We start from the raw sequence: 13,032 nt of genomic DNA, 5'->3' as shown, positions 1-13,032 counted from the left end.
TGGGTGATTAACTTATAGGGCCGGACTTAGTTTATAAGTGATATGGCGAGAGTATATGCAGGAATTTCTACTTTTGGAAAAATTTTTCTAATTTTCTTACGCCGACAAACTCACGTTAATTCTAAGATTTTGGAGCAAGTTTCCTACTCATCACTATATAATAGAATGTTTGAAATTCTGCATTTAAACACGGGATTTACGCTTAAATTAACGGTATTCTATTTTATGGAGATCGGTAGTACAAAAAAATACCCGAAGATGTATTCCTCCGGGTATTTTTATTTTTTTGAAGTAGTCGTTTCGACTTATTTCAAAGGTTTGAATTCTAAGTTAACCACACCACGACTTGCGGATTTTACTTCCAAAGACTTAGTCGCTAAAAAAGAAAAACCTCTGTCTTTTTTATAAACCAATTCCTCTTGAAAGAGAGAATCTTTACCGGGATAAATTACTTCCCATTCGGAACCGTTCGTGTCGGAAGTTCTAACATTCACTTCTTTTGCAGCGGTAAATTCTGTGAGGTCATCCTTGAACTTAGTCGCTTCGTCGGCGCTCAGTCCGGTGAACTTCAGAACGATTGGATTATTTTCCGTTAGGTTGAACCATTCTTCTTTCAACTGAGCGTTTACTTTTTTAGAAACGGAAGTTGCCCATTCGGAAATGGCTTTCTCTCTGGAAACTTTTTGAGTGATGTCGGCTCCTCGACCGTCTGCGCTACCGCTATCAACGATTTTCCCGTCCCCCCAAAGAAGAACCACTTTGTAAGTACCGGTCGCCGCCGTGTTGTAGATAGTTCTTTCTAAAGCTTTTCCGTTCACGGAATCCAAAGGTTGTTGATCTTCGGTTTCTACAGTTCCAAGAACCAATACCTCTGCTTGAAGGGCTTCCGCAAGGATTTTGATCAAGGGAGAACCTTCTACATTTTCCGCATCCACTTGGGTCTTACTTACTTTTTTAGCGGTAAGAGCGGGATCGATCACTTTGTTTCCGTTCTTTTTCAAAGCTTTGATGATTTCGGCTTCCCCAAAATTGTTCGGACTTGCGGGCGCAACCGGTGCGCCGCCTACTTTTCCGAGGACTAAAACCGCAACTCTTGGATTACCCACATCGGCGAGAAGATTGTCAACCGCTGTGGAGATTTTAGATTCTTCTACTTCGCATCGAACGGTGAGCTTCAACATAGGCTGAGTATCGATTTTACCTTCGGCTTCGTCGATGATATCGTAACTTTTAACGAATGCATCCGTTTTGGAAAGAAGACTCGAACCTAAACTTTCCCCGTCGGAAGCCTTACTTTTGTTACTGATTTCTTCTCCGATCACTTTGCGAACCGCGTTGATTTTCGCGTCCTTCAAAGCTCTTTGTTTTGCGATTTGTTTGTCGCCGTTATAAATGGGGGCTTCTCCGATCACGGTAACTTTGTTACCTTCTTTTTCGTAGAATTCTTTTTTCTTACCGCGGGTGGAGCCGGAAGAACCGCAGTTCACTGCGAACGAAATAACTGCTAAGGCTGAGACGAGCCTGATAGTAAGGAAACGATTCATTTTGTCGTTTTCTCCTTGAAGAATAGGTTTAGGAAATTTTCTTAAACAAAATAGGAAGGAAGTCTTAGATGCTCAACACAAAAATAAATAAAAAATTCTTTCTTTCGATTATTTTTTTTCTCTTATTTCCTTCGATTGCGTGCGCAGAAAAAAGCTTTCGCAAGCATATCTCGGATTCGAAATTCGTTCCTTCCGAAATCGAATTTTACTCCGATATTCTTCCCGGTCTTTCAGGAAAGAACGTGATTCTAATCACAAATCCATCCGGGATCGGCAGAAGTCCCGAAAGAATCCTGAGAGAATTTAAAAAAAATAACGTAAAAATCAAACATCTGATCGGGCTCGAACACGGATTTTTGGGATTGGAAGAAGATTTCAGCAAATCTCCGGTTACGGTAGATGAATTTTTCAATCTTCCGATCTATCATATCTATCGAGTGAAGAATACGGAACTTCCCGCGATTTTGAAAGGCACCGATGCGATCCTTTTTGACGTTCAAGACATGGGAATGAGATGTTATACTTACTTGACGGTTTTAAAAAGAATCATGGATGGAATTCCGGACTCGAAGAATACGAAATTGATCGTTTTGGATCATGTTAATCCAGCTCTTTATTTAAAAGGAAGGGGAGAGATGATCGATAAAAAATTTCTCAACTTTGCGGGAGAATTTCCTTCTCTGTTCTTCGGAGGTCTGACTTTGGGAGAGTCTGCCGCTTATTATAACGCGGAATACTTAGACAATAGGATTCGGTTGGAAATCATATCGCCTAAAAACGCAAAACGTTCTTTCGATTGGGATAAGGAAGGAATTCCTTGGATTACGCCTTCTCCGAATTTGCCGACCGTCGACTCCGCGGTCAATTATCTAGGACTCGTTTTATTGGAAGGAGTGAATGTTTCTGTGGGGAGAGGAACGACGGCCCCTTTCGTATATTTCGGAGCGCCTTGGATGGTCGAGCCTGAAAAATTAGCGGAAGAATTGAATCGAAACTCCGGAGGAGACTATTATTATCAAACCGTATTTTTCAAACCGGTGTTTGGTCCGTATAAAAATGAGATCTGTAGGGGATTACGACTAACGGTTGTGAATCGAAAATACGATCCTCTCAAAATGGTGTTTCAATTGATCGTTGCTTTAAAATCGAATTATAAGGAATTCAAATGGAGATCGTATTCGGATGGAACCTATAACATCGATTTCCTCTGGGGAACGGAATCCTTTCGAAAAGCCATCGACTCCCAAAAAAGCTACGACCAATATTCGAAATATTTAAGTTCCGCCGAAAAAGAATACAATGAGAAGATCAAAAAGTATTATCTCTATTAAGATAAATATCAAGTTCGACGTTCTTTTAAGGACGGTTGCGTTTTGTATTCTATTCTCATTTTTGAATGTTTCCATCCTTGCGCAAAATTCGGATTGGAAGGAATATTCACTCAGAGAATTGATAGGACGGCTTAAGTATTACACGTACGCGAAGGTCGCGCAAAGTTTAAAAAAAGAATACGCGATCGATCAAGAGCAGGTGTGGGAAGGCGGAGTTTGTACGATTCCCGTTCCTCCGCTTCCCGGGCCTTTTTTCTGCGGGCTTTTAAAACAGCAAGTTCCGTCCGAATCGCAAAAGTCTCCTGAAGCGATATCCTCTTCTTCAATTTCCGAAAAACTCCCCGAATCCGCCCCCGAAACTCTTTCTCGCGGACTCAATCCGAGTTTGAAAGTATATAAGAATATTCAATTGTACTCAGGAACCACGATTTCCGGAAAAAACGTGGTGAAAATCGATTCGGAAGAAAATCCGGGAGAATTCTTGCGTGCATTTTATCTAAACAACGGGCAACTCAGTCATTACGAGTTTCAAGACAGAATTCTCATTTTTGACTGGTCGGGCTCCAAATTGAACGCGATCTTGGAAGTGAAAACCGATCCGATACGCAGACCGCTCGGCGGAAGAGAAATTTTGTTTCCATGAAACAAATTGCTTCCGGTTTTTTGAGGATGATGGATCATCAGGGGATCGATCCTGTTCGGTATGTCTGGGTCACCGCGACGTACGATTCTGATTTTTCTGAAAAACAAGACGCTCATATTCAAGAAAATTCTGATATTCTAAATTATTTGGATAAAAAGATTCGATTGGAGTTTACCGGAAAGATCCGCTGCGTTTCCTGCGGAAGAATCACTAAAAAAAGTTTCAATCAGGGAAATTGTTTCACTTGTTTTCAAACTCTTGCGGAAAACGATCTTTGTATCTTAAGACCGGATACTTGTCATTTTCATCTCGGGACCTGCAGAGAGCCGGATTGGGGAGAATCTCACTGTTTTATTTCCCATACGGTGTACCTCGCGAACAGTTCCGCGATTAAGGTCGGAATCACGAAAGAGAATCCGGTATCGAATCGATGGGTGGATCAGGGGGCCGTTCAAGGAATTCCACTTGTGGAAGTAGTTTCGAGAAGGGACGCCGGGATTATAGAAAAAGAACTTTCCAAGGTTTTGTCCGATCGAACCACTTGGCAAAAAATGGTGGCAAGTGATCCGGAGCCGATTGATCTTATCGAACGGAAAAAAGAATTCATCCAAAAAATCGAAGAGCTTGATTTCGATCTGGATTATAAGATTTCTACCCAAGAAACTCCGACTAATATCCGTTATCCGATTCGGTCTTATCCGCAAAAAATACAGTCACTCGCGCCTGAAAAAAATCCGCTCATCGAAGACGTTCTCACCGGAATCAAAGGGCAATATCTTTTATTTCAATCCGGAGTCATCAATATCCGAGCTTATGGCGGTTACGAGACCGTTTTGAGTGCGGAGTGAATCATCGTTTGTAAAGTCTCGAGCATCTCGTTTCTCAGGAATTGAAATGCGAGAACTCCTGCAAAATGGACGATTGATTCCCGAAAAATATCGGTCTTTGATCCTTATTATTCCAAAAAACTTCTCGACTTGCGGGAAGATCCAATCAGGAATTTTTGACAAAATTTCCCTTTTATATTTTAATATATTATAAAATAATAAAAAAATCGTCTTTCTGGAAATTTTCGAAGAGTGATGATTCTATACCGGAAGAGTTGTTCGGAAATTGATTCATCTTTTGAAAGTATAGATTCAAAAACGTATTTCCAATTACGTGATTTTCGAATTGAATGAAAAACGGGAAGGCTCTTTGAAGGAGTCGAATGTGAGCTTGGCTAAGCGGGGAGTGGAGTCTTTCGATTTTTAGTTTCCTAAAAATGTCCAAGATGTTTTTGCAAAACTTGTGGAATCAAAGGTCGGGATTTTAGTCGGCTTGGAAAACGCAAGAACTCAGGCTACGACGGCAAGGGCTTTAAAAAATGCGATGGAACTGATACGATACGATTTTTTTAGTTTTTAGAAACGATTTCGAGAATTATTTTTTTGTGACCAGCGCGGATCATTTTAAAAAGAAGTAACTTAAAATTCTGCTATGAATCTTTCGTTCTTTCAAAAATAAATGTTTTCGATGAAAAGTTTTTTTTTGAAAATATTTTTACTTTCTACCTTCTTTTTGTTTTCCGCATGCGACGCCATTATCGATTCTGCAGTGCCTATCGAATTGGATCTACAGATCGGAAAGTCGTTTTTAGAAAACGCAAAAGACGCGAAAGACGGAATGCGTATTCTAAAGGACGTTGCTCTTGAAAAATACGTTAAGTCCGTTGCGGACCGAATTCTAAAATCGGATCAGATCAAATACAAGAAAGAATTTCCCTATAAGATCTCTATCTTGGACGACGATGATACGATCAATGCGGTTTGCACTCCCGGCGGTTATATCTTTGTTTACACAGGGTTATTGAAACTCATCCAGAATGAGGCGACATTAGCGGCAATCCTCGCGCATGAAATTGCGCACGCGGAAAAAAGGCATTCTGTAAAACAAATCATCAGTTCTTTAGGGATTTATTTTACGATCTATATCGGCCTGACAATTTTTCTGGGATCGGACGCGGCGAATTTGATCAATTTGGGCTCTAGAATCGGCGGGGAAATCCTTACCTTGGCAAATAGTCGTTCCGCGGAAGAGGAGGCGGACACAATGAGTTTTGAATATTTGAAATCCACGAAATACTATCCGGGAGCTTTGGAATCATTTTTTATACTCATCGAAAAAAAGGAAAAAGAAAAAGGCGGGATTAACCCGGACAAACGGATCATAAAATTTTTATCCACACATCCTTTAAACGACGAAAGAATTGCGGAAAACGCAAAAAGACTCAAAAGTATCGGAAATCCGAAAGCGACTCGGGAAAATTTATATACGGAACGTTATCAAGTCGCCATGAAGCGCGCGTTCGGAGAGGAGGACTGACAAACTCGCTTACACGAATTCAAGACCTGTTCTAAAATCGGATTTGCACTTTCCTATTTTCTTTCGAAATCGGACGGATCGTTTTTTGCAGTTATAAATAACGTAAGTTCGGCGGTTGAAAATGAGAAAGCGATTATTATGTTGCGATCCGTAGAGAAGCCCTTCAAATTAAGAAAACTTTTGGGATAATAAGAATCAAAAACTGATATTTTTCAAGTGTTCCGACAAGAATGATACTTTTTACTTGCAAAAAGTATGATTTTTTGATAGAGAAAAATCTCCCGAGCCTTTACGCCCCCACCCAAAAATTAGGGGAAACTCAGGCACAACGCTCCCTAAACTCAAATCTCGCTCCCGAAGGGTCGCGAGATAGGTCGCTCTGCGGGGCGTAAGTTTCAGAGAGGATTTGTCGTAATTCCGACAGATTTATCTTTGGATCCGAGTATTTGGTGAGGTTGGTTATGTTAGAGAGCAGCACTTTAGTTTCTTATTCCCCCAAACTTTTTTATGACCCTGCTCGCGTTAGGTAGGATCGAAATTCAAGAGTATTTCGCATAACGTTTATTTCACCGTATGGAATGGGAGACGAAACTGCTTACTGACGAAATGTTTGCGAAAATCAAAGAAATTCAAATGGTTCGGTATAAGCCGCTCTAAAAACTTCTTGCAATCGGTTCGATTTTCCCTAAAGTCTTTTCATCTATGCGTTTGGAACAAAAACTGAAAAGATGGGTGGAGGCGGGGCTTATCGCTTCGGAACAATCGGATGCGATTCGAAATTTTGAAGCGACCCGAAAGACTCCTTATCTCTATTATTCGTTTATCATTTTAGGTGTGATTGTCATCGGTATCGGTGTCATCGCAATCCTTGCCGCCAATTGGGAAGAGATTCATGATTTCGTAAAGTTAGGCGCGGGTCTTGTCACACTCTTGTTGGCCGCGGGATTTGCGTTTTGGAAACGGGAAAATCCTAATTTGCTAACTGTTTTTATCGTCCTCAATTCGATTTTAATTCTAGGGATGATCGGACTTGTATCGCAAGTCTATAACTTGGAAGGGAAGTATTACGAGGCGGCAAAACTTTGGTGTATTCTTACTTTTTTATTTTTGATCGCGACCGATTCCAAAACATTCCTCCATCTTTGGTCGATCGGATTTCAGATTTATATAACGGGTTGGATCATTGAACAAATCGAACACGGAGGAAGGGAGAATTGGGGGTATTATTGGAATACCTATTTTTATTATTCTGCTATAGGTTTTACGGGAATTTGGTTGGCTGCGGAAAAATTCACTTTAGAGTCGAGAAGAGCTACGTTGTTTTTTTGGGCCGTATTGTTTTTGATCGTAGGGACTTTTTTCCGGGGATTTTTCCAGGATTGGACTGAAATTTATTACGACCCTTCGGAAAATCTAGGGTATTTCGGTTATAGGACGGATTTCCCTTGGCTGATGGTAGGACTTAGATTGTTTGTTTTGGCTCCATTCTTTTACCTTCTGTTCTACAATATGGAAATTTCCTCCAATCAGAAGAAATCTTTGAGTGTAAGTTTATTTTTACTATTCTTATTGTATTTTCCGCATCCGTTTCGGTACGTATTGGCCGAGTCGATCGGATCACATATTTGGAATTACTTTGTGAGGTTGTTGCCTTCTTTTTTGTTTATTCTTTTTTGGCTCGGAATCGCGTCCTCGTTTCGAGATCACAAAAAAATATTCGATCTTTCTTTGGCGATTGTGGGAATTCGATTCTTATATTTTTATTTCGATCTGCTAGGAACTTTGACTTATACAGGGTTCGGGCTTATCGTTTCCGGGTTGCTTATCATAGGACTTACGATCGGATACTTGAAATATAAATCCAAAGTGAGAATTTTATTGGGAGGTGAAGAGTGAAACTTCTCAAACTGATTCTTCCGGCCGCATTGATCCTTCCGATCGTGTTCTTCGGTTGGGAGATTGTAACTCTCGAATATTCGAAGAGTTCTGGAAAAGAACTGATTCTTCCCATTACCGGATACGATCCGAGAGATCTTCTTTCGGGACATTATCTGCGTTATGACATCTTGTATCAAACTGATTCTATCTGCCAAAATCCGGATTCCTATAGAAAATCCGAATCGGATCAACGACATTGTGTTTGTTATCCTCATTCCGGAAAGATAAAAGAAGGGGAAGGGGCTTTTATAAGTGATTGTAGTCCGGATATGCTGAAGGATAGAGGAGTTTGTAGGTTGCATTTACGCGGAACCTGCCGATATGGAAGATTCAAAATCGGTAATGAACGTTTTTATGTGAACGAAGAAAAAGCGATGGAATATGAAACTCGACTACGAAAAGAGAAGGTGCATATTCGTTTAAAAGTCGATTCCGAAGGAAAGGCGATTACGGATTCTCTGATTTGGGAGGACGGATCTTCGCTGTGACCTCGTTTAAGCTACAGAAGTCGTTTTCTCCAAAACCGGCATTCATTCCCGCGTCGTAAATTGCGGGAAGATTTTGACAAAGAGGAAGGTTCGTCTTGTTTTTTTTCGCGAGATTTATCGCGTGATAGACGTCTTTTCTCATATTTTTCAAAGAAAAATGAGTTTCATAGTTTCCCGAAAATACGAAGGGAAACTTAAACTCGGCGATCCCTGATTTTGCGGCGGATTCAAGAAGAATGTTTTTTAGAGTTTCCGGTTCCAGTCCTGAATTTTTTGCGAGTTCAAAACCTTCCATATAAATTTGAAAAATTCCCGCTTGAATCATATTGAGAGCGAATTTGGCCTTTTGGCCGCTTCCTAAACCGCCGCAATATTCCGTATTCTTTCCGCAGAGCTCGAAGAAGAATTGAATATCCGCAATTTCCTTCTTTTCGGCTCCGACCATAAAAAGGATTTGTCCGTCTCTCGCAGCGTTTTTAGAACCCGTCATCGGAGAATCGTAAAAGCGAATCTGTTTTGCCGAACATAGTTCCGCGAGTCTGAAAGTCATGGAAAGGGAAGTGGTTCCGCAGTCTAGAATGATCGGAGGTTTTGTCTCTAAAAGTCCGGATGTGATCGCTTCTTTTTCGACGACCGTGTCTTCGGTAAGACATAATACGACCAGATCCGCGTTTTTAGCCGCTTCCATGGGAGAATCGAAGATTTGAACGTTATCGCTTATTAAATCGGCGATTTTGAACTTGTTTCTTGCGTAGAGTCTTAGAGTTTGGTCTGCTTTTGCAAGATTGCATGCTATGCCTCTGCCCATAATTCCGGTCCCGATGATGGATATAGTATGTTTCTTCATTGATATATAATATAAAATTAATTTGTAATATTAAAAAGCGCTTAAAGCGGCTCGGATAAAACTTGTGACCGGGGCTTGTTCTCTCGTGTCTTCGAGTCCTTCCCTAAGTTCGCGAAGTACGATTTGAGCGTCCGTTAGAACGGTGTTTACGTTTTTATGAACGTCGTCGTTGTTGATGAGTCGACCCAAACTTCCGTCGCCCGTATTTATCTTAGTCGTAATATCCGCGATATTTGAGAATGTCTTACGAATATCGCCTCTGTTTTCGGAAATCAGCTCCGACAAACTCACGAGGGGATCTTGTAAAACGCGGCCTTTGAGAGTTCCTGGGGCCTTGTAGTCGATCATGGTAACGGGTGTGGACCTGGTTTTCAGCCGTTCCGATTCGGGGTCCATGGTTCCGGGATCGATGGAAATTACGCGCCCGGTCAAAAGGCTTTCGTTTTTGATAATGATATCGTAGTTATCGTAGAGCTGGATTTTCTCTCTGAGAAGCATCGTGATTTCGACTCTGGTTCCGATTCCGGTTTCCCCGGTTGAAACCTCGGTTCCGTTTTCGTCGATTTGTATGAGACGAATCGCGGAGATGTAACCGAAAGGAACGCCCTGTACTGTCACCTTATTGCCGATTTTGATTCCTTCCGCATTTCGGAAGGTTACTTTCATAAATTCCCCTTTCTTTTTTACGGGCCCCCCTTCGGTGATGATCGTAAAATAACCGACCACGGCGACGGCTACTGTAAAAATGACTCCGACGAGCAAATAACGCAGCGAACTCATATTAGATTCTCCTCATATAATTGCGATTTTACTATTTACTTTCCAGGATCATCGGACCGGTCGTTTTTCCCTGAATGAATTGTTGGATCAGTTCGTTGTCCGAATTCTGGAGTTCTTCCGGCGTTCCCGTAAATACGATTTTCCCTTTATAAACAAAGCTTATACGATCCGCGATCATATAAGCGCTGGACATGTCGTGTGTCACTACGACTTGCGCGGCTCCGGTTTCTTTTTGAATTTTGAGAACTAATTCGTTGATCACATTGGACATAACGGGATCCAATCCAGAAGTGGGTTCGTCGTAAAGGATGATTTCTGGATTAGTCGTGATTGCCCTTGCGATCCCCACTCTTTTTTTCATGCCACCGGAGATATCATTCGGAAAATTGTCCTTAGCGATCACCATATCCACTAATTTCAATTTTTGCATTACAATTTCCTGAATCTTTTCTTTCGAGGCCAATTTGTGTTCTCTCAGAGGAAGTGCCACGTTGTCGAACACGGTCAGCCAGTTGATGAGTGCGCCGGATTGAAACAAAACCCCCATCCTCGCCCTAAGTTTCTTTTTAACGTTGAGACTGACTCGGGAAATACTCTCCCCGAAAATAAAACAATCTCCCGCGTCGGGTTCCAAAAGTCCGGTGATATGTTTGAGAGTGACTGATTTCCCCGTTCCGGAAGGTCCAAGTATTACGAGTGTTTCTCCTTTTTTTACATGAAGGTTCATACCGGAGAGGATCTTTCTTTTTCCGAAAGATTTATGTACATTTTTGAGTTCGATTGCAAATTGTTCCATTTTTCAATCTCTGTAAAGTAAGGCGGTGATCATATAGCCCGTAAAAATCACCATCAAAAACGAAGTTACTACGGATTCTCTCGTGGCGCGGCCGACTCCGATTGCTCCGCCGGAGGTTCTAAGACCGTGGGAACAAGAGATGGCGGAAACGATGACTCCGAATATAAAACCTTTTAGAATTCCCACATACAAATCTTTTAAGCCCGGAATAGAAGCGACTCTGTCGAATACATCTCGGAAATAAGTGAAATAATCGATTCCAAGCTGGAAATAACCCACGATCGCCCCGCCTAATATTCCTAAAACGGTGGAATAAACGCATAAAACAGGAACCATGATGGAAAAACCTAAAATTCTCGGAAAAATTAGATAACGTACTGGATCGATGGACATAACTTCGAGAGCGTCTATTTCTTCGGAAATTTTCATCGTTCCGATCTCCGCCGCCATCGCAGAGCCGATTGAGGCCGCCAGAATCAAGGCGGTCATAAACGGGGACATTTCTCTCGTAAGAGTGATCGTCATCAAAAGACCGATCTGACCTTCGGCTCCGAAGTCCTTTAATCCAAGTCCTGTATTAAGCGACATGATCATTCCGGTAAAAATGGCGACGATCGAAACCACGGAGATACTTCCGACTCCCGTAATGTACATCTGATCCAGGATTTCTTTTCTTTTGAAAAAACCGTACGGTAAGTTTAGAATACTCTCATATACCAAAAGAATCGTAAAACCGCTCGCGTAGAAGAATTCGGTGAGTTTTTCTTTGATAGGTTCGGTCATATTTTGATAAACCAGAGGAGTTGTAGATTCCGGCTCGTTTCGATTCTTTCATAGCCGATGAGACCGTAAAGGAATTTCCAGGAAGTTTTTTCGGGGGTTAGCGAAAGTTCCAAAACAAAAGGAATACTCGCGTGGAACTCGGTTGATGTCCATCTCTGAGTGTACATTCTCATCAAAACGGAAACTCTTTTTTCTCCGTTCGAGAGTTTTTGATATTCCAGAATGGACCAGAGAGGATCCCAGATTCGATCTACTACCTCGGATTTTATCGGAAATAAGGACAACACATTCCAAATTACGTTTCCTTCTCTGTCTTTCTGGTATTTAAAAATGGGCCAGAGCTTCAGATAATTTTCGTCCCGATCCCATTGAACGTATTTTCTTTTGGAATTGAAATAGAACGGAATCAGAAACGTATCGTCGGATCGGATATGGTATGTATCCGTCTGAAGATGAAAGTAGAACGGAGTGATGAATGTAGTTTGTTTGGACGCGAATCTATAGTGTCCGAAAAAAGGAAAGAGGATCAGTTTTCCATAATCCTCATCCTGATTGGTTCCGTATTGAAACAAGAAGAATAACGCGTTGAAATCTTTTTCTCCCGTTCGCCTATCGTACCCGTAACCGATAAACGAACCGAGAAGAGGAAGGATCAAAAATCCTCTGGATTTCATGTTTCCCGCTTCCGAATCCTTAAATCCGAATAACGGAAAGAAAAGTTTGTAATGAACGGGTTCTCTTTTATCCTGAAACGTGGTTCCCCACTGAAAGATCGGCCACAGAAGAGAAAATCTTTCATATTTACCCCGGTGTACTTTTTTGGAATACAAAGGAAAAATTCTAAATTCTTCTCTGGTTTCGGAAGACGCATATAGGAACAAAGGCCAAAGAACGGATGTCGCTTCGTAGTCTTTGTACTTCCAATTTGTGTAAAGCGGAAATAAAACAAAACTCAATTCGGAATAGCCGATCTTGTTTCTTAACTTTCCCGCAAAGGGAAAAAAGCCGAAGTATTTTTCTCTGGCGGTATCACCCCAACCCCAGAATAGAAGAGGAGTCAAAACGTCCGAATCCTCTCCCACGTCCTCGTGTAACATGGAAGTTCCCGAAAACAGGAAAAGAAAAGTCCAAACCTTCCAATATTTTGTTTCTTCACTATAATAGATCGGATAGAGAACGGTTTGAAATCGATAGGCGGATTTTTCTTCTTTGTAACTTGAGTAGAACGGACGAAAAATCACCTCGGATTCACCGGCTCTGATTTCTTTTTGATAAAGGAACCAGAACTGATCGTATGACGATTTAAATTCACCGACAGGTTTGGAAGGGTATTCTGAAAATATGTTTCCAGAGTAAGTGATGAGAATTACGATGCAAAAAATTCTAAATTTTTTCCAGAATTTTGAAATGAATCCATTCTTTTTGGGGAATTTTTCTTGGCTAAGATCGCGGTTTTTTTTGGTGGTAGTTCTACGGAACACAGTATTTCGATTCGAACGGGTTGTTTTATTTGTAGGA

13 protein-coding genes and 1 pseudogene (1 of these 14 cut by a window edge) are annotated in these 13,032 nt (G+C 41.3%); 8 read left to right on the top strand and 6 right to left on the bottom strand.

All coding sequences use genetic code 11. From position 1 onward, the window contains the following. Window positions 1-305 precede the first annotated feature (305 nt). Entirely contained in the window at window positions 306-1,544 is a 1,239-nt protein-coding gene (locus tag FHG67_RS13270) for a lipoprotein LipL46 (RefSeq protein WP_004499868.1), read from the bottom strand. 68 nt (window positions 1,545-1,612) lie between these two features. Here FHG67_RS13270 and FHG67_RS13265 point away from each other — a divergent pair, with 68 nt between their 5' ends. From FHG67_RS13265 to FHG67_RS13230, 7 genes and pseudogenes are all read left to right on the top strand, one after another. After that, the gene (locus FHG67_RS13265) at window positions 1,613-2,875 is read left to right on the top strand and encodes an exo-beta-N-acetylmuramidase NamZ family protein (RefSeq protein ID WP_004498162.1); all 1,263 of its coding nucleotides are present in this window, start codon (window positions 1,613-1,615) and stop codon (window positions 2,873-2,875) included. After that, window positions 2,844-3,518 carry an LIC_11883 family protein gene (locus FHG67_RS13260; RefSeq protein WP_002630401.1) on the top strand — a complete coding sequence of 225 codons (675 nt, stop codon included), beginning with the start codon at window positions 2,844-2,846 and terminating at the stop codon, window positions 3,516-3,518. The genes FHG67_RS13265 and FHG67_RS13260 overlap by 32 nt, the downstream gene beginning before the upstream one ends. Next, window positions 3,515-4,366: a DUF2797 domain-containing protein gene (locus FHG67_RS13255; protein WP_002630409.1), complete on the top strand. Its 852-nt coding sequence runs from the start codon at window positions 3,515-3,517 to the stop codon at window positions 4,364-4,366. The genes FHG67_RS13260 and FHG67_RS13255 overlap by 4 nt, the downstream gene beginning before the upstream one ends. A 238-nt stretch (window positions 4,367-4,604) precedes the next feature. Then, a pseudogene (locus FHG67_RS22415) lies at window positions 4,605-4,983 on the top strand (SPFH domain-containing protein); the annotation flags it as partial. Between the two features lie 50 nt (window positions 4,984-5,033). After that, entirely contained in the window at window positions 5,034-5,882 is an 849-nt protein-coding gene (locus FHG67_RS13245; protein ID WP_446684906.1) for a M48 family metalloprotease, read from the top strand. Between the two features lie 702 nt (window positions 5,883-6,584). Beyond that, window positions 6,585-7,778, top strand: coding sequence for a DUF2157 domain-containing protein (locus tag FHG67_RS13235; RefSeq protein ID WP_004499873.1), 1,194 nt, complete (start codon window positions 6,585-6,587; stop codon window positions 7,776-7,778). Beyond that, window positions 7,775-8,308: a GDYXXLXY domain-containing protein gene (locus FHG67_RS13230; protein WP_002630430.1), complete on the top strand. Its 534-nt coding sequence runs from the start codon at window positions 7,775-7,777 to the stop codon at window positions 8,306-8,308. Before FHG67_RS13235 ends, FHG67_RS13230 begins: the two co-directional genes overlap by 4 nt. Here the strand turns inward: FHG67_RS13230 and FHG67_RS13225 are convergent. From FHG67_RS13225 to FHG67_RS13205, 5 genes are read right to left on the bottom strand one after another with little or no spacing between them, the layout of a single operon-like run. Beyond that, entirely contained in the window at window positions 8,268-9,155 is an 888-nt protein-coding gene (locus tag FHG67_RS13225) for an NAD(P)-dependent oxidoreductase (RefSeq protein WP_002630431.1), read from the bottom strand. The genes FHG67_RS13230 and FHG67_RS13225 overlap by 41 nt on opposite strands. 30 nt (window positions 9,156-9,185) lie before the next feature. Further along, entirely contained in the window at window positions 9,186-9,935 is a 750-nt protein-coding gene (gene mce, locus FHG67_RS13220) for a mammalian cell entry protein Mce (RefSeq protein WP_004499957.1), read from the bottom strand. Between the two features lie 31 nt (window positions 9,936-9,966). Next, window positions 9,967-10,731: an ABC transporter ATP-binding protein gene (locus FHG67_RS13215; protein ID WP_002630438.1), complete on the bottom strand. Its 765-nt coding sequence runs from the start codon at window positions 10,729-10,731 to the stop codon at window positions 9,967-9,969. A gap of 3 nt (window positions 10,732-10,734) precedes the next feature. Then, window positions 10,735-11,514 (bottom strand): MlaE family ABC transporter permease, encoded by a 780-nt coding sequence (locus tag FHG67_RS13210; protein WP_002630386.1) that lies wholly within the window; start codon window positions 11,512-11,514, stop codon window positions 10,735-10,737. After that, entirely contained in the window at window positions 11,511-12,995 is a 1,485-nt protein-coding gene (locus FHG67_RS13205; protein ID WP_004498154.1) for a hypothetical protein, read from the bottom strand. Before FHG67_RS13205 ends, FHG67_RS13210 begins: the two co-directional genes overlap by 4 nt. Between FHG67_RS13205 and FHG67_RS13200 the strand changes: the two genes are divergently transcribed. Next, on the top strand, window positions 12,951-13,032 hold the 5' end (the start) of the coding sequence (locus FHG67_RS13200; RefSeq protein ID WP_004499893.1) for a D-alanine--D-alanine ligase. It continues 974 nt past the right edge of the window; 82 of the gene's 1,056 nt are visible here — the first part of the coding sequence; the start codon lies at window positions 12,951-12,953; its stop codon lies off the right edge, out of view. The two genes, FHG67_RS13205 and FHG67_RS13200, sit on opposite strands and share 45 nt — an antisense overlap.

It is taken from the genome of Leptospira weilii (genome assembly GCF_006874765.1).
Lineage (GTDB): Bacteria > Spirochaetota > Leptospiria > Leptospirales > Leptospiraceae > Leptospira > Leptospira weilii.
Note: the sequence above shows the minus strand (reverse complement) of the source record. Positions and strands in the feature narration are given on the sequence as shown.

What these genes read in the sequence shown, in the direction of transcription:
- FHG67_RS13215 (WP_002630438.1), bottom strand. Translation starts at nt 10,731, where the DNA reads ATGGAACAATTTGCAATCGAACTCAAAAATGTACATAAATCTTTCGGA.
- mce (WP_004499957.1), bottom strand. Translation starts at nt 9,935, where the DNA reads ATGAGTTCGCTGCGTTATTTGCTCGTCGGAGTCATTTTTACAGTAGCC.
- FHG67_RS13255 (WP_002630409.1), top strand. Translation starts at nt 3,515, where the DNA reads ATGAAACAAATTGCTTCCGGTTTTTTGAGGATGATGGATCATCAGGGG.
- FHG67_RS13265 (WP_004498162.1), top strand. Translation starts at nt 1,613, where the DNA reads ATGCTCAACACAAAAATAAATAAAAAATTCTTTCTTTCGATTATTTTT.
- FHG67_RS13260 (WP_002630401.1), top strand. Translation starts at nt 2,844, where the DNA reads ATGAGAAGATCAAAAAGTATTATCTCTATTAAGATAAATATCAAGTTC.
- FHG67_RS13225 (WP_002630431.1), bottom strand. Translation starts at nt 9,155, where the DNA reads ATGAAGAAACATACTATATCCATCATCGGGACCGGAATTATGGGCAGA.
- FHG67_RS13235 (WP_004499873.1), top strand. Translation starts at nt 6,585, where the DNA reads ATGCGTTTGGAACAAAAACTGAAAAGATGGGTGGAGGCGGGGCTTATC.
- FHG67_RS13210 (WP_002630386.1), bottom strand. Translation starts at nt 11,514, where the DNA reads ATGACCGAACCTATCAAAGAAAAACTCACCGAATTCTTCTACGCGAGC.
- FHG67_RS13245 (WP_446684906.1), top strand. Translation starts at nt 5,034, where the DNA reads ATGAAAAGTTTTTTTTTGAAAATATTTTTACTTTCTACCTTCTTTTTG.
- FHG67_RS13270 (WP_004499868.1), bottom strand. Translation starts at nt 1,544, where the DNA reads ATGAATCGTTTCCTTACTATCAGGCTCGTCTCAGCCTTAGCAGTTATT.